The 17156-nt window shown below is 64.2% G+C and carries 13 protein-coding genes; 7 read left to right on the plus strand and 6 right to left on the minus strand.

The features are described 5' to 3' along the window. Nucleotides 1–15: 15 nt before the first annotated feature. The gene (locus tag AAFP30_RS13720) at nt 16–1938 is read right to left on the minus strand and encodes a primary-amine oxidase (RefSeq protein WP_419230470.1); all 1923 of its coding nucleotides are present in this window, start codon (nt 1936–1938) and stop codon (nt 16–18) included. Nucleotides 1939–2112: 174 nt separating this feature from the next. Between AAFP30_RS13720 and AAFP30_RS13725 the strand changes: the two genes are divergently transcribed. Then, nucleotides 2113–2718: a TetR/AcrR family transcriptional regulator gene (locus tag AAFP30_RS13725; protein ID WP_419230471.1), complete on the plus strand. Its 606-nt coding sequence runs from the start codon at nt 2113–2115 to the stop codon at nt 2716–2718. Nucleotides 2719–2873: 155 nt separating this feature from the next. Here AAFP30_RS13725 and AAFP30_RS13730 read toward each other — a convergent pair whose 3' ends face one another. From AAFP30_RS13730 to AAFP30_RS13740, 3 genes are all read right to left on the minus strand, one after another. Further along, nucleotides 2874–3194, minus strand: coding sequence for a DMT family transporter (locus tag AAFP30_RS13730; RefSeq protein WP_419230472.1), 321 nt, complete (start codon nt 3192–3194; stop codon nt 2874–2876). Beyond that, complete coding sequence (locus AAFP30_RS13735) at nt 3194–3559, minus strand: DMT family transporter (protein ID WP_419230473.1); 366 nt, start codon at nt 3557–3559, stop codon at nt 3194–3196. The genes AAFP30_RS13730 and AAFP30_RS13735 overlap by 1 nt, the downstream gene beginning before the upstream one ends. A gap of 143 nt (nt 3560–3702) precedes the next feature. After that, the gene (locus AAFP30_RS13740; protein WP_419230474.1) at nt 3703–4668 is read right to left on the minus strand and encodes a LysR family transcriptional regulator; all 966 of its coding nucleotides are present in this window, start codon (nt 4666–4668) and stop codon (nt 3703–3705) included. A gap of 221 nt (nt 4669–4889) precedes the next feature. Here AAFP30_RS13740 and AAFP30_RS13745 point away from each other — a divergent pair, with 221 nt between their 5' ends. The 6 genes from AAFP30_RS13745 to AAFP30_RS13770 all read left to right on the plus strand — a co-directional run bounded on the left by AAFP30_RS13745 (nt 4890) and on the right by AAFP30_RS13770 (nt 14226). Beyond that, the gene (locus tag AAFP30_RS13745) at nt 4890–5606 is read left to right on the plus strand and encodes an SDR family NAD(P)-dependent oxidoreductase (RefSeq protein WP_419230475.1); all 717 of its coding nucleotides are present in this window, start codon (nt 4890–4892) and stop codon (nt 5604–5606) included. A 78-nt stretch (nt 5607–5684) separates the two neighbouring features. Next, nucleotides 5685–6968, plus strand: a complete 1284-nt coding sequence (locus AAFP30_RS13750; RefSeq protein ID WP_419230476.1) for a flavin-containing monooxygenase — start codon at nt 5685–5687, stop codon at nt 6966–6968. A 72-nt stretch (nt 6969–7040) separates the two neighbouring features. After that, entirely contained in the window at nt 7041–8903 is a 1863-nt protein-coding gene (locus AAFP30_RS13755) for an APC family permease (RefSeq protein WP_419230477.1), read from the plus strand. Nucleotides 8904–8952: 49 nt separating this feature from the next. Continuing rightward, on the plus strand, nt 8953–9846 hold the full coding sequence (locus tag AAFP30_RS13760) for a universal stress protein (protein WP_419230478.1): 894 nt from the start codon (nt 8953–8955) through the stop codon (nt 9844–9846). Nucleotides 9847–9904: 58 nt separating this feature from the next. Continuing rightward, the gene (locus AAFP30_RS13765) at nt 9905–10657 is read left to right on the plus strand and encodes an SDR family NAD(P)-dependent oxidoreductase (RefSeq protein WP_419230479.1); all 753 of its coding nucleotides are present in this window, start codon (nt 9905–9907) and stop codon (nt 10655–10657) included. Between the two features lie 59 nt (nt 10658–10716). After that, the gene (locus tag AAFP30_RS13770; RefSeq protein ID WP_419230480.1) at nt 10717–14226 is read left to right on the plus strand and encodes an NAD-glutamate dehydrogenase domain-containing protein; all 3510 of its coding nucleotides are present in this window, start codon (nt 10717–10719) and stop codon (nt 14224–14226) included. Between the two features lie 418 nt (nt 14227–14644). Here AAFP30_RS13770 and AAFP30_RS13775 read toward each other — a convergent pair whose 3' ends face one another. Both AAFP30_RS13775 and AAFP30_RS13780 read right to left on the minus strand, forming a co-directional pair. Then, complete coding sequence (locus AAFP30_RS13775; protein ID WP_419230481.1) at nt 14645–16105, minus strand: APC family permease; 1461 nt, start codon at nt 16103–16105, stop codon at nt 14645–14647. A gap of 29 nt (nt 16106–16134) precedes the next feature. Further along, a complete protein-coding gene (locus tag AAFP30_RS13780; protein ID WP_419230482.1) occupies nt 16135–16980 on the minus strand; it encodes a MoaF C-terminal domain-containing protein in 846 nt (281 codons plus the stop codon). Nucleotides 16981–17156: the final 176 nt, after the last annotated feature.

Below are 17156 nucleotides of genomic sequence, written 5' to 3' on the forward strand. Positions count from 1 at the left end.
GAGAAGGGTGAGAGGTCAGCAGTGGCAGGCGGATTCGCCGCTGCCGGCGGATGCCGGAACGTCGAGGGTGGGGTTGCGGTCGAAGAAGCCGACGGGCTTGAGGGTGAACCCGGTGTAGTCGACGGGCATGATCGGCCAGTCCTCGGGCCGCGGGTAGTGGGTCAGGCCGAAGGTGTGCCAGACGACGATGTCCTCGTTGTCGACGCTCCGATTGTTGGCGACATAGGCGGGCAGGCCCGAATCACCCGGATGCTGATTCACGAAATCGCCTGCGGCGTAGAGTTCGTCGTCGGCGTGCTGGGTCACCCAGAGGTGTTTGGTGGCGAACGCGGCGCGCTTGGCCACCGACGACTGCGGGTCGGCCAGCAGCGTCTGCTTGCCCTCGGGGAACAGGCCGTAGGCGACCGGGTGGCCGAGCCGGTTGGTCACATTCGGGTTGGTGATGTGCCAGACCCGGCCGACGGCGTTGTCGGCGTCGCGCTGCGCCTCGGATTCGGTGCGCAACACCGTCTTCGACAGGGTGAAGGCGTTGCCGTGCGGATTGCCCTCACCCATCGGGACGCGGACGCTGTCGATTTCCTCGATGCTGTTGCGGGCGCCGTCGATCATCATGTCCAGGCGGGCGCTGAACAGGTGCTGGTGATACGGCGCGCCGAGGCCGGGGGCGATCTCCGAGGCGTACGCGTAGTCGTTGCCCGGGTAAGCCGAGGTGAAGACGATTCCCGTTGCCTTGACCTCGAATTCGATGGTGCCGTCGAGGTAGAGGTACCAGAAGAAGCCGTAGTCGTAGTTGCCGATGGTGGTGAAGAAGGAGATCACCAGACGACGCTGCCGGCGGGTCTCGTGCGAGCCGGCCCACAGGTCGGTGTGCTTCCACAGGATGCCGAAGTCCTCTTCGTGCATGCAGATCGCGTTGCGCAGGGTGTGCGGGGCGCCGTGTTCGTCGGCGACGACGGCGTCGAAGTAGGTGATGTCACCGACACAGTCGCAGCCGAGTTCCAGCGCGTTGGCGTAGCGGCCGACGAGGTATTCGCCGGTGTCGAAGTAGTTCTGCCAGGAGCGGACCGGCGAGGGGTCGCCGTAGGGGACCACCATCTCGGCGATGGATGCGCGGTGGATGACCGGGCGGGTGCGGCCGCCGTCGTCGAAGCCGAGCTGATGCAGGACGAGGCCTTCGCGGGCGTCGAACCCGACGCGCAGGCTCCACTTCTCCCATTCGACGAGGTTGCCGGTGACGGTGAAGCTCGGGCCCTCGGGCTGGGTGATCTCGATCGGCTTCTGCGTCGTGCGGGTCGGGCCGGCGATTTCGGGATCGGTGAAGTTGCCCGACTCCTGCGGGATCGGCACGGGGCCGAGGTCGAGGACCTGCAGGACCTCGCGTGCGGTGACGTCGACGAAGGCGACGAGCCCGTCGATGGGGTGCGCCCACGGGTGGTCGGTGGGCTCGGGCTGCAGGAAGGCCAGGCCACGCAGGATGCGGCGACCTTCTTCGCCGGGGTAGTCGAACACGCCGGCCGACAGGGGAGCGACCCGCACCTTGGCGACATCCAGGTCACGAGCGGCCAGCGCAGCGAGCCACCGCTCGTCCTTCGCGAGCACCTCCTCGACGAGCCCGAACTCCTCGTCGAGCACCGGCACCTGACCGTCGACCGCGGTGTCGAGCACGCGGTGGGAGACGACCTTGCGGTCGGTGACCGACACGACCGCGTCGATGGACTCGGGCTTGGTCGGGTCGAGCAGCATCACGCGGAAACGTCGGTCCGAGGGGAGGTCGGTGCCGTACAGCACGGATTTCTCCGGCTCGACGAGCCCGACGTAGACGAAGCGCGATGTGTCGGTGGCGAGGCCGGCTTCGGTGAGGATTGCGCGGGCGTCGTCGATCTCGCTTGCGATCGGCAAGGACAGCGGGTGGTCGACGGTGTCGGGTGTGATGGCCATCAGAGTCTCCGTTTCGAGTGGTGTGGAACACAGTAGCATCTATTTCCTACGAACGTAGGAAATAGTTCCGAAAAGTTGTTTCCGGTGTGTGCGGAGCGTGTTACGTAGTGTGTAACTCACCGATGGGCGGGAAAACAGTGACTGTTGAGGTTCGCGAGGGAGGTGAGGTGCATCGTGCCGAAGGTTGTCGATCACGATGAGCGGCGCCGCGAGATCATCGCGGTCGTGTGGCGGTTGGTCGCCACCCGCGGGATCGAGGCGATGAGTATGCGCACCATCGCTCAGGAGGCGGGCTACGCCAACGGTGTGCTGTCGTACTACTTCGCGAACAAGGACGACGTCATCCGGCAGGCGTACGACTACGTCTACACCGCCACCAACAACCGGATCGCCGGACTCATCGGTGACTCGCGCGGATTGGCCGCGCTGCGGATCTTCTGCGGCGAGGTCATGCCCCGTACCCCGGAGGCGCTACTCGAGGCGCGAATCGCCACGACGCTCTGGGACCGCGCCATGTACGACCCCGTCATCAACCGCACCAACGTCGAGGCCATGCAGACCTGGCGCGACGAGATCGTCGGTTTTCTCGACGACGCGGTATCCGACGGCGAGATAGCCCCCACCGACACCATCCTCGCGGCCGATTCCTGGCTGTCGTCGATGATGGGCATGCAGATCATGGCGGTGCTGACACCCGACCTCATGCCTGCAATGCGGCAGGACGAGTTGCTCGAAAGTTTCATCGCGGGTTTGTACGGTCCGACGGCCGCGTCGCGTTGATCGCGTCCTACCGCTGATCGAGTAAGGCTCCGAGCTTGCGAGGAAACGCATCGAGATCGACTGTCGCCCAGGGGTTGTGGCCTCGATGCGCTCCCTCGCTGGCGCTCGGTCGCTTGCTCGACCAACGAGGGAGGACCAACGGTAGATCCGCACGGTCAGTGCGCCGCACCCAACTCTACGAGGAGTACGCCACCGATGATGAGCAGGATCCCGCTGATCATCCGTCGATTGAGGGCCTCGCCGAAGAGATACTTCGACGCGATCGCGGTGAGCGCGACCCCGGACGCGGCCCACACCCCGTATGCGACACCGAGCGGCATGTCGGCGCGCAACGTCAGCAGCAGGAAGCAGAACGCTGCCAGGTAGCCGGCGGCGACGGCCAGATACCACCACCTGCTCGAGGTCACGGCGAGTCGCAACGAGAGCGTGCCCGCAACCTCGCAGAGGATCGCGCCGATGAGGAAGAGATACATCATCAGCGGGTCATGCTTTCGTCGTATTCTGTTGTTTCAGAATGTGATTGATGAGACTTGGAGCCGGTCTCGACCAGCAACACCCCACCGACGATCAAGATCAGCCCGATCCCCATGAGCGGGGTGAACGCCTCGTCGAACAACAGCGTGGAGAACAGCGCGGTCAACGCGACGCCCATGGCACCCCAGATGCCGTACGCCGCACCGAGCGGCATGCCCAGTTTGAGCACCAGCGCCAGACATCCGAAGGCCACGAGATACCCGACCGCGACGACCACATAGAGCCAAGGGTGGTTCTCGGAGCCCTTCAGCGACAACGACGCTGCTACTTCGTAGACGATCGCACCGGCAAGAATCAGCCACTTCATACCGACGAGTATTCCAGTTGGCCCACGGGGCAACGATAAGAGTTCTTCCCCCCCCACTTCCCGTTCCTCTTGACCTTGCAAGGTGCCGAAGAACCAGGAGCGGGGGGAAGAACTGACCCAGGTGGCGGGATCCAGGCGGCTGGCTAATCGAGAAACGTGGTCAAGACCGGTTCGTCGGTGTGCGCGGTCAGGCTGCGTCTGCGCAGCAGCGCCATGTGACGTGCGGTAAGGCGCATGAATCGTCGGGTGGCCGGCGACATTCCACCGCCGGCGCGGGTGATGAAGGCGAAGCGTTCCTCGTAGGGCGGGTCCAGGGATGTCCAGTTGACCCGGTTGGCTCCGGCGTAGCTGCGGACGGTGAGATAGGACGCCAGGGTTTCGCCGGTGCCGTGCGCGGCGAGTTCGAGTGCGGCGGATTGAAACTCGACCTCGATCGCGGGCTGGATCTTCACACCGGCCGCGGCTGCCCGCTCGGCCAACCCGCGCCGTAACGGATCCTCACTGCGCCAGTGCGCTTCGGAGAGGATGAGCGTGCATTCAGCCAGATCGCGGATGGTTTTGGGGGTCGCGGTGCGACTGGGGTCGGAACTGACGAACACGACTTCATCGACAAGCACGGGCTTGCTGACGGTGAGGTTGTGCTCGTCGACGGGCAGCTGTACCAGCCCCGCCTCGAGGTCTCCGGACCGCACGTTGTCGGCGACCTCTGAGGAGTTCAAACCGACGATGCGCACCCGCACCTGCGGGTGCATCGACCGGAAATCGGTGATCAGAGGTGCCAGCAGATAGCGGTGGGCGGTACTGAACGTCCCGAACGACACCTCTCCGCCGGCGAGGGTGCGCGCGTCACGCGCGGCCGATGCGAGATCGTCGGCGGAGCGCACGGTCTGTTCGGCGAGCGGAACGATGAGCCGCCCGACGTCGGTCAGCTGCAGGTTTCGGTTCGTTCGGGTGAACAACTGCGACCCGATATTGCGTTCGAGTCGTCGGATCTGGTCTGACAGGCTGGGCTGGGCGACGTATTCGGCCGCGGCGGCCGCCGAGAACGACCCGGTCTCGACGGCGCGCAGGAAGTAGCGAAGCTGCCGCAGCGTCGGCCCCTCACTCATCGCCCGGACTCTCCATGACATCTCACCGATTCACGGGTCACACCGTAGAAACATCTCGGCATCGCGGCAGCCATAAAACCACCCATCTATAGCCTCATCCTTGATCTGGTACTCGAAGTATGACGTAGACGACAGTCTTTGCGCGACTCATGATTGAAAACATCAGTTCAGAACGACCCGGTTCTGAAGAGTCTCAGATCACACAAAGGGGTTTGACCACAATGGTTGCCAACAACGCAAACACCGCAGTGGTGACCGGCGCCGCCAGCGGTATGGGTTGCGCGACGGCCGCGGCGCTGGCCGCCGACGGATGGAACGTCCTGGCCCTCGACCGTGTCGCGACCACCGTCGAAGCCAACGGGCAACACTTCACCACCACCGAGGTCGACGTCACCAAGCGTGACCAGGTGAGTGCGGCCATAGCCGCCCATTGCGCCGATTCGTCTGATCCGGTGGGACTGGTGGCCAACATCGCCGGGATCTATCCGCCCAGCACGCTCGACGATTTCACCGAGGACTTGTACCGCAAGGTTTTCGACGTCAACGTCCTCGGCGTTCTGAACGTGACCGCCGCTGCCGTCGAGCACATGACCGCCGGCGGCTCGATCGTCAACTTCGCCTCCGTCGATGCCTTCACGGTCTCCCGCGGACAGTTGCTGTACGGCGCGTCCAAAGCAGCCGTAGTGATGCTCACCAAAGAGCTTGCCCTCGAACTCGCGCCCCGCGGAATCCGCGTCAACGCCATCGCACCCGGGTGGGTGAACACCCCGGGCAACGCGGCCACCGGACGCATGGACGCCGCCGCGGCAAGCATTCCACTCGGCCGCGTCGGACAGCCCGACGAAATCGCCCGCTGGGTGTCCATCCTCGGCAGCCCCGACGCCGGATACATGACCGGAGAGACGATCGTCCTCTCCGGCGGCGACGTCATCCGCTGACACCGAATACAGCTGAAAATGCCAGGCCCACAAGTCAATAGCCACATCACGTTTGCCACCAGAAGGGAACACCAACCAATGAAGTACTGCGTCATCGGCGCCGGCGCGGCCGGTCTGTCCGCACTCAACATGCTCACCGAACAGGGCTACGAGGTCGACTGCTTCGAGAAGAGCGACGTCGTCGGCGGTCACTGGAACACTGACTACGACGCCCTGCATCTGATCACCTCGCGCAATCAGACTGTCTTCGAAGACTTCCCGATGCCCGAGCACTACCCGCACTTCCCGCGGCGCGACCAGGTGACCGAGTACATCCACTCCTTCGCCGCCGAACGCGGCCACGACAAGCGGATCACGTTCAACACCGAAGTGCTCTCGGTGACCCCGGTCGAGACCGCCGGACCCGTCGGATCGGCCGGCTGGGTCGTCACCACCTCCGCCGGCGCCGACACCTACAACGGTGTCCTGGTGGCCAACGGTCACCTCTGGGACAAGAAGATCCCCAACGTTCCCGGCACCTTCGCAGGACCGCAGATCCATTCCAGCGAGTACCGCAACACCGACGACATCGTGGGCAAGCGAGTCCTCGTCGTCGGCGCCGGCAACTCCGGATGCGACCTGGCCGTCGACGCCGCGCAGCACCGTTTCGAGGTCGACATCGTGATTCGCCACGGCGCCTACTTCCAGCCGAAAATGTACTTCGGCCGCCCGCGCGCCGAACTGGGGTTCATGGCCGAGTTCTCGCCGTCCGAACAGGACCTGATCTCCCGACTGCTGGCACGGGTGTCGATCGGTGAGAACGCCGACTATCCGGGATTGCCGGTGCCGCACCATCGGGCGATCGCCGAGGGACCCGCCGTGGTCAACGACCTGCTGCTCTACTGGATCCACCACGGCCGGGTCGGCGTCGTCGGACACGGCATCGAACGATTCGATGGCAACACCGTGCACTTCACCGACGGCACCGCCCGCGACTACGACACCATCCTCTACGCCACCGGCTTCCACCCGTCGTTGCCGTTCCTCGACGACTCGCTCGTGCCGCGCAGCAACGGCGTGCCGCTGCGTCATGCCGGCGGCATCATCCCGCAGGGCTTGGAGAAGCTGTACTACATCGGTCTGACCTCGCCGCGCGGCCCGCAGATCCCGGTCTACGGTGTGCAGGCGAAAATCGTGGCCCGCATGCTGGCCATGCACGACAGTGCCGGGGATGAGGGCACGCGCGTCGCCCACTATCTCGGTCAGCTGCAGGAGGCCGACGATCGCATCGACATTCCGCGCGACATCTGGAATGACCAGCTCGCCGACACCCACCGGCTGCTCGACGCCTTCGAAGCAAACCTGCACGCCAGCAACGCATAAGAAGAACCCCTACCAAGCTCCGGCGCATCATCGGGGGATGCGTGCGGCCGCCCTGATCGCAAGGAAATCGTCATGTCGAGACCATCATCCGACGCCCAGCCCCCCATAGCCGATGACGGCGCAACCACCACGTTGAGTATGAAGCGGACGATCGGACTCACGTCCCTGATCGGTCTGTCCATCAGCATCACCATCGGGTCGGGGTGGCTGCTGGCGACCCTGCTGGCCGCCACGAAAGCCGGACCGGCATCCATCCTGTCCTGGTTTGTCGCGGCGTTCATCTTCTCGATCATCGGAGTCAGTTGGCTCGAACTCGGCACCATGCTGCCCTGTTCGGGCGGTAGCGTCCGCTATCCGCGACTCAGCCACGGAGCGTTCGCCTCCTGGTTCAACGGATTCGCCTACCTCCTGGCCTGCATCGCACTTCCGGTGATCGAAGCGCAGGCGGTGGTCACCTACCTCGGTGGGCGATGGCCCGAACTGGGCCTGGTCGCCCACCAATCCGGCACCACGATATTGACGTGGCCGGCCGGTATCCTCGTCGGTTTCGCGTTGTTGGCAGTGTTCTTCGTGTTGAACATCTTCGGCGCGGCGTTGATGGCCGAGTCGAACAAGTGGGTGACGATCTGGAAGTGCGTCATTCCGGTGGCCACGTTCCTGCTGATGATGACCGCCATGAACACCGAGAACTTCTCTGCCTACGGTGGGTTCGCTCCGATGGGTTGGGCCGCGGTACTGGGTGCGGTCTCGGGTGGCGGAATCGTGTTCGCGTTCAACGGTGTTCGACTGATCGCCGAGTTCGGCGGCGAGGCCATCAACCCGCGGCGAAGTCTTCCGATCGCGATGATCGTCGGCGGCATCGCTTTCCCGCTGGTGGTGTATGTGGGTTTGCAGATCGGTTTCATCGGTGCCATCGATTGGACGGATGCCGGTGTGGCGCCGGGTGATTGGGCGGGCTTGATCACCAGCAACTGGTCGGCATCACCGCTGCTCGATGCGGTGATGGCCGCCGGATTCACCTGGTTCTCCTACCTCCTGCTCACTGATGCGTTGCTTTCACCGGCTGCGAGTGGCTGGGTGTGGCTGGGCCTGGGCTCACGCGTCACCTACTCGATGTCGGCCAACGGAGAATTGCCTCGCGGTCTGCAGCGCCTCAACCGGCGCGGCTCACCCTGGGTGGCGTTGGTGGTCGTCACCGGAATCGGGTTCCTGTTCTTCCTCCCGGTGCCGAGTTGGTACGTGTTCGTCGGCATGGTGGCCACCGCGATGATGTTCAACTACGTCATCGCAGCTCCGTCAGTGCAGGTGTTCCGCCGGCTGGCGCCTCAGCTACCCCGACCCATCAGAATCCCCGCGGTCACGTTCTTCGGGCTCGCCGGATTCATCTTGAGTATGTTCACCATCTATTGGGCCGGCTGGGCCACCATGATCAACGTGCTGACCGTCACCATGCTTGGCCTGCCGATCTACGCCTCGTACTCGAGCGTGAAAAACGGGTGGAGCCGAAGCACGCAGAGCGGAGTGCTGTCGATCGTGTTCACCGCGGCCTGGGTGATCATCGCCCATCAGGGTGGTTGGATGTTCTCCGGCGGGAAGCAGGTCACCGGACACTGGTCCATCGGAACCTATCTCGCCGCATTCGTCGTGGCCGCCGTCGCGTTCGTTGTGGCGCTGTGGGTGATCAGCAACGGTGAAGGCCGCCAACATCTCAAGGCCGGAATCTGGGTGTTGCCCACCTTCATCTTCGTCACGTTTCTGTCCTACTGGGATGTCAACGGTCCCGGCCACGTGATCTCCGGGCTCACGAGTTCGTTGATTCTGGTCGTGTTCTCCGCCGGCATGTACTTCTGGGCCGTGCGCAGCGGATTCCTCACGAAAGAGCTCGCCGATATCACCCACGAGTACGACGAGACAAAAACTGTCGCACTGGCTTGATCACAGCATGTGCTGTGTCGTGACGCCGTAGCAGAAAGGCCGCAGAACCATGACCATCGTCGTTGGATATCCCACTAATCGTCGAGCAAAGGCCGTCCTCAGCCTGGCCGGCATGATCGCCCGATCGACCGGCGAGGACATCGTGGTGTGCACCACGATCCGTGACCCCCGAATCCCGGGAATCGCACCAGATCATCCCGAAGTCCGCAGCTACGTGGACGAACTCGCCGACAAGGCACTAGAACTCGCCCGCGAGGACATGCCCACCGACATTCGGGCGCACTATGTTCGAGTCAATGCCGAGTCGGTCGCGCGAGGACTCATCGGCGCGGCAGGGGAGTACCAGGCGAGCATGATCGTGGTGGGTTCGGCGACCGGCCGCGTCGAGCAGGTGACCATCGGCAGCATCGCCGACCGGGTGCTGCACAGTGCACCCGTGCCGGTGGCTGTCGCCACCCGGGGATTCCGCGCGAATTACGGCAAGGTCACCCGAGTAAACCTCGCGTTCAAAGGCGGCACACTTGGCCCGGTGCACGTCGCTGCGGCCGAAGAACTGGCTGGCCGACTCGGTGCGCAACTGCGCCTGGTGTCGTTCGCGGTGCACCTCTCACCACCGGCAGCAATGCGTGTCCCGTTCGAAGGGCCATCGGTCTTCGAGTCCTGGCACAAGGCCATCCACCACGACGTCACCGCTGCCATCGACGCCGACGCCGCAACCGCACACCGCAAGCCGGAGTTCGTCATCGGTGAGGGCCGGGACTGGCAGGATGCGCTCGACAGTGTCACCTGGGATGACGGTGACCTCCTGGTCGTCGGATCCAGCGACGCGGGTCCGGTCGCACGAGTATTTGTCGGATCCCACGCCTCGAAAATCATTCGCCACTCACCGGTCCCGGTGATCGCGATACCGCGTGCCAGCGCTGCCGAACTCGCCGCCGACTAACGACGACCACATTGCGCGAAACACAGTTATTGACAACCGATTTGAAGGGAAACATCTCATGACCGACGTGTCCGCAACCCGCCTGTCCAACCGCATCGCGCTCATCACCGGCGGAGCCCGCGGCCAAGGAGCCGCGCACGGCTTACGCCTGGGCAGCGAGGGAGCCATCGTCTACCTCGCCGACGTCCTCGACGAGGACGGCGAGACCACCGCCGCCGAACTGCGTGCCAAAGGACTCGACGCCACCTACCTGCACCTCGACGTGTCCAGCGCCGATGACTGGCAGGCCGTCCGTGACCGCATCCAGAACGACCACGGTCGCCTCGACATCCTGGTCAACAACGCAGGCATCGTGAAAGTCACGACCATCGAAGAAGAGACCCTCGAGGCCTGGAACCGGACGATCGGCATCAACCTCACCGGCGCATTCCTCGGTCTGCACACCATGATTCCGTTGCTACGCGTCGGCAGCAACAGCGCGGTGGTCAACACCTCCTCGATCTTCGGCCCGTCTGGCGCCGTCGGCTACGCCGCCTACGGATCGAGCAAGTCGGGCATGCTGGGACTGACCCGCACCGCGGCTCTCGAACTCGCCGACGACGGGATCCGCGTCAATGCTCTCGTCCCCGGCGGCGTGGCCACACCCATCAACGCCAACGAGAAGAGTGGTGGCGTCATCCCGGAAACCCCGCTGGGACGCCGCGCCGACGTCTCCGAACTCGCTGCCGCAGTCGCCTTCCTCGTCAGCGACGACGCCAGCTTCATCACCGGCACCGAACTCGTCGTCGACGGCGGCTTCCGCACTCGCTGACCGCACAAACCCCAAGCACCACAACCAGGATCCGGCGTAACAACCCCATGAAACAGGACATGACATCAACGGCACCGGCCCCCAGTTCGTCGAACGCACCGCAGAAGGCGGCAACCGCCCTCATGGCCATCACCGACAGCTGGGACGACGAATTCGCGCGACTCGCTGAGCCGGACAGCGAGGCGCGCCGGTACGCAACACGTCTGCCGGTCGCCTACAAGGATGACTTCTCGCCGCGACGCGCGATCGAGGACCGCCGCCGGATCGAGTCGTTGGAGCCCGGGCAGATCGACGTTCGCCTGACCGGGCACCCCACCGAGCCTGCCGTCGAGCATTGCCTCACCATCTACAGCCTCGGCGAGCGCACCCTCCTGAGCGACATCCTGCCCATCTTCGGCAGCCTCGGCATGGGCGTCGTCGATGAGCGGCCACACCATCTGACGCGAACAGATGGTCGCCGAGTCTGGGTGTACGACTTCGGTATCGAGTCGGTGCCCCGGGCACAGCACGCCGCCGCCGGACACGCTGAACCTTCGCCGAGGCCCGACCTCGACGGAGACATCGGTGCTCGGGTGTGCGACGCGTTCGCTGCCGCGTGGACCGGACGCGCCGACATCGACCCGTTCAACGCGCTGGTCCTCACCGCCGGTCTCACCTGGCGGCAGGCCGAACTCCTACGCGCCTACGCCAAATATCTCCGCCAGGCCGGCTTCTCGCACGGTCACAGCAGACTTGCCAAGGTACTGAACACCCACCCGGGGATGGCCGCGAGCCTGTGGGAATTGTTCCGCACCCGGCTGTCTCCCGCGGCGTCGGCGACCGACGCCGGCGTCGACGCATTGCACAGTGAGCTCACGACGTACATCGACGCGGTGCCCAACCTGGAGGAAGACACCATCCTCCGTGCCTACCTCACACTGGTCACCGCGACGACACGGACCAACTACTTCCGATCAGACACCGACGGCACGCTGCGATCACCGGCCCTGTCACTGAAGTTCGATACACGCTCGCTCGACGAGCTGATCCCCGAACCACGCCCGGCCCATGAGGTTTTCGTTTTCTCGCCGCGTGTCGAGGGAGTCCACCTCCGCTTCGGTCGGGTGGCCCGCGGTGGCTTGCGGTGGTCGGATCGACTCGACGACTATCGCACCGAGATCCTCGGGCTGGTCAAAGCCCAAGCAGTCAAGAACGCCGTCATCGTGCCGGTCGGTGCCAAAGGCGGATTCGTCGTCAAGGCACCGCATCGTGGCGGCGGCACCGACACCGACCGCGACGCGCGGATGCGGACCGTCACCAACTGCTACCGCGAGTTCATCGCCGCACTGCTCGACATCACCGACAACATCGACGCGGCAACGGGAACGCCACGCAGCACCACCGGTGTCCGGGCACTCGACGACCCTGACTCCTATCTGGTGGTCGCCGCGGACAAGGGCACCGCGGCGTTCTCCGACATCGCCAACGATGTCGCCGCCGACTACGGCTTCTGGCTCGGCGACGCCTTCGCGTCGGGCGGTTCGGTCGGCTACGACCACAAGGCCATCGGCATCACCGCCAAAGGCGCCTGGGAAAGCGTCAAACGGCACTTCGCCGAGATGAACGTCGACACCCAGACGCAGGACTTCCGCGTGGTCGGCATCGGCGACATGAGCGGCGACGTGTTCGGCAACGGCATGCTGCTGAGCCGACACATCACACTCATCGGCGCCTTCGACCACCGACACATCTTCCTCGACCCCACCCCCGACCCGACACGCTCCTGGCAGGAACGCAAGCGACTGTTCGACCTCCCGAGATCCTCGTGGGCCGACTACGACCCAACGCTGATCAGCACCGGCGGCGGCGTCTTCGATCGCGCAGCCAAATCAATCGACCTCACCGACACGATCCGTACTGCTCTGGACCTCGCGCCGACCTTGCGTGCATTGACTCCGAACGAGCTGATCAAGGCCATTCTCTGCGCACCCGTCGACCTGCTCTGGAACGGCGGCATCGGCACCTACGTCAAGGCGGCAACGCAAACCCACCGCGATGTCGGCGACAAAGCCAATGACGCTGTGCGCGTTGATGCCACGCAGATTCGTGCGGCGGTCATCGGGGAAGGCGGCAACCTGGGTGTCACCACCGCCGGCCGCATCGAGTACGCCCGTGCGGCTGGCCGGATCAACACCGACGCCCTCGACAACGCTGCCGGTGTCGACTGCTCCGACCACGAGGTCAACATCAAGATCCTGCTCGATGATCTGGTCACCACCAACGCAATCGACCCTGACCGTCGAGATGATCTGCTGCGGCAGATGACCGACGACGTCGAACGCCTCGTCCTGGCCTCCAACATCAGCCAGAACCAGCTGATGGGCAGCCTTCGGGAACACGCCGCCGACCGCCTACTCGTCCACGCCCGGCAGATCGATGCCCTGGTCACCGACCACAATCTCAATCGTGAGCTCGAAGGGCTGCCGTCGGCGGAGGAGATCGACCTCCGCGCCACGCACGGGCAGGGACTGACGTCGCCGGAGCTGGCCACCCTCACGGCACACATCAAACTGAACCTCAAGGCACAGATCCTGGCCAGTGATGTCATCGACGGCGAGTCCTGCAACGGCAGGCTTCTCGGATACTTTCCGCGGCGACTGCAAACCGAGTATCGCGAGGCGATTCTCCATCACTCGCTGCGCCGGGAGATCACCGCAACGGTGCTGACCAACGAAATCGTGGACACAGCAGGCATTTCCTATGTGTTCCGGCTCTGTGAGGACACCGGAATCACCGTCGCCGACGCGGTACGGGCGTTCATCGCTGCCAGCGCCATCGCCGACATCTCCTCGCTGGCCACGACGAGCACGTCTGGAACGACGAATGCGCGGGCCACGAACACCTCCCGGATGCTGGTTCGGCAGTTATTGGACCGACTCAGCCGATGGTTACTCTCCAATCGCCCCCAGCCGCTGGCCATCAACGCCGAGATCCGCCGCTACGGCAACGCCTACAAACAACTCCTGCCGCAACTGCCTGCGTGGCTGCACGGTGACCAACGTGCCGAATTGGTCAGCACCGCCGCCAAACTCGAGGCCGAAGGCATCAATCCCCATCTGGCGACGGAACTGGCCGCTCTCCCATACAGTTTCGACACACTCGACATCGTCGACGTCGCGGACTCGGAGAACCGCGATGTGCTTGAGGTGGCCGAGCTCTACTACGCGCTGAGCGACCATTTGTCGGTACATCGCGCTCACGCTGCACTCGACTCCATCGACGATACCGACAGGTGGGGCGGTCTGGCCCAACAAACGCTGCACGCCAGCGTGCACACCACCATGAAGCTGATCACCGCCGACGTCCTGCACGGATCCATCGACAGCGACTCCACGGACACGAAAGTGGCTGAGTGGGAACACATCAACCAGTCCCGACTGCACCGCACGCGCGCCATCCTCGACCAGATCTTCGGTGCAGCGCGCCGTGATCTACCCGCCCTGCTCGTAGCCACCGACCAACTCCGCGCCATGGCCGGACTCGTTGACCGGACAGTGACAGCGCCTGCACCCCACGACACCGACAGCTGACCCCATGCGAAACACACTCTCTCACCCACACCCCCAAGCATCGCGTCAAGCCGCGTGGCCGACTCCGGCTCACGACATCTTGCGATTTGCCATCGCCTGGGCGCACTTCGGCGGCGGGAGCCGAGAAGACATCTGGCTTCTCTTCGGCCTCAGCGAGTCTGAGTACTTCCGCCGAGTTCGCCACCTGCTCGAGTCACACGACGATCAGATCGGTGAGCGTCTCAGCGAACCCATGCGCACCACGTTGACCTCGGTCAGCGCGATCCGAATCGCAGCCGCGGTTCGCGGACGCACCTCATCGTCCAACCATCGGGTCCGCCTGTATCGGTAAGAGTTCTTACCCCCACTTCCCGTTCCTCTTGACCTTGCAAGGTGCCGAAGAACCAGGAGCGGGGGGAAGAACTGAGCCTGGCGTGGCTTACACGAGTTCCGCTTGATAGTTGATGTGCCGCCGCACACTCGGCCACGCGAACCCGGCGATAGCAAAAGCGGGGATCAGCAGCAGCAACCACTCCGCGGTGGCGCCGTCTCCGCCCAGCAGCGCGTCGTAGTTGGTCAGCGCCAGGTAGATGACCAATCCGAATCCGAGGGTTGCGATCGACGGCGCGATAAGGGTTGTCCAAGTCTTGGTTTCGAGCTTGGTGCGGGCGAAGAAGGTGATGATGGAGATCGACGTGAGGATGAGGATCACAATCAGGCTCACGGTACCCAACGACAGCAGCCAGCTGAAGGTCACAGTGATCGGATCGGCGCCGGCGAGTTCGAACACGGCCAGGATGACTGCCAGGGCGATGCCGATCGATGCCGCGGCGACGGCGGGCGTTGCGCGGACCGGATGTGCGTGTCCAAGCTGTCGTGGCAGGACGCCGGCACGACCCAGTGCAAAGAGGTAGCGCGCGAACATGTTCTGGAACCCGATGAGCATGGCGAGGAAGCTCGTCACCACCAGCACCTGCATGGTGGTGGTCAGCCATGGTCCGACTTCTGCGGTGGCGATGGCGAAGACGAATCCGGCCGGGTCGTTGGTCGCGGCGGCCTGGACATTGTCGGCGCCGACGGAGTTGCCGAGCGCCCACGTGGTCAGTGCGTAGAAGATTCCGATGAAGGCGATGGATCCGTAGACCGCGCGCGGGATGGTGCGTCGCGGGTTCTTTGCTTCTTCGGAGAAGACGACGGTGGCCTCGAAACCGGTGAAGCAGGTGATACAGAACAGGAATGCGACGCCCAGACCGGGGCCGGCCAGATCCGTGGGGTTGAATCCGGCGAGCGAATTACCGTCGGCGCCGCCGCTACTGATGATGATCGCAATGTCCAAGACGACGAATGCCGCGATCTCCAGAGCGACCAGCGCACCGAGGACGCGGAGACTGACATCCACGCCGATCACGGTCAGAGCGGTGACGACGGCGAGGCAACCGAACATGAGGATCCAGCGGGGGACGTCCACGCCAAGCTTGTCGGAGAGCAATTGTTGTGCAAAGACCGAGAATTGGGACCACAGCGCAGCCTGCAGTGCGGTGTAGGCGAGGATGGCCAGTCCTGCGGCAGCCGTCGCCGCACGCACGCCGAGTCCGCGGGCGATGTACGCGACGAATCCGCCGGCGTTGGTGATGTGTCGGCTCATGGCGACGTAGCCGACAGAGAACACCGCGAACAGCAGGGCGGCCAGAAGATACACCAGGGGAGCAGTGACACCGTTGGCGGAGAACACGATTGGCGATGCACCGACGATGGCCGCCATGGGCGCGACGGCCGCCACGACGAAGAAGATGATGGCGATGGCGCCAAGGCGTCCCGGACGCAAGCCGCCGCGGGCGGACTCGTGCGTCGTCGACTGCTGCGCGGCATCACCGGGGGAGTGGGTGGGCGAACTGGACATGGGAACTCCAAGAGGGGAATTGACGGGGGTCAGCTGACGGCGGGTCCGGGTCGCACCTCGTCGACGCCGCCGGCCCGACCGAATTCATGGGCGTGCGACCCCATGGTGATGTTGACCAGTTCGCCGCTCTGCTGGTCGAGGCCGAACTGGATGCCGACGGTGCGATGCGCATTGAGGTCGATCAGGACCATGCCCTCGACGCCAACGTTCTTCTCCAGCCAGGAGAACAGGTAGGTGTTCTCGCGCAGCTTCCAGTACGTGCACGCGTCGGTGTCACCGACACCGAGTTCGGCTCCGCCCAGACATAACCAGGTGAAGAGATTGCTGTTGAGGTAGATGTGGTCGTAGACGTCGTCGCTGCTGTACGCGTAGCGGACCCGACGACCGATCAGTTCTTCGGTGCGTTGATGCATCGCCGCCCCGTGCCGTGCTGCGCCACCACGGATACTGCCGCGGAACCACCGCTGTCGCGCGAGATGGGGATCTGGCTCGATCCCGAGTTCGCCGATCGCGCCGGTGACCAGACCGGCGGTTGTGTCGATGGCCGCACTGACCACCACCGGATGGTCCGCCGAATTGCGGCGATAGTGCAGGTAGTACAGCCCGGACTGCATCTCGAACAGTTCATAGGTATCCCCGTCACCGTTCTGCCGGGAGTCATCGGTCGCGAACGACCACTCGACAGCGCTGTCGGTGAACGAGTGGGTGATCACGACCGCCTCGTCGGTGTCGTCGTAAATGGCGTCGACGACGATGGCCTGCCCCGCCAGCGCGGTGCTGTGGGGCGGCCGGTACTCGTCGAATCCATCAGCCATGTCGGTCAGGGACGCCCAATCGTCCTTGTTCCAGCTGAATGTGGGGGCTGCAGTGGTCATGGGGATCCTTCGTGGTCGTTCCGTCGAATCGGGTCACAGGGCAGCATCGCGAGAAACTGAACATTTGGTCGATTGTGACCGTCGACACTAGAATGGACCAAATGGTCAATTTAGTCAAGGCATGGAACAGTGTTTGGGGATCGGTAATGTTGCGGAGGACTGAAGTGCCTGGTGAG

The sequence above is a fragment of the Gordonia sp. CPCC 205515 genome (assembly GCF_048537925.1).
In the GTDB taxonomy this organism is placed as follows: domain Bacteria; phylum Actinomycetota; class Actinomycetes; order Mycobacteriales; family Mycobacteriaceae; genus Gordonia.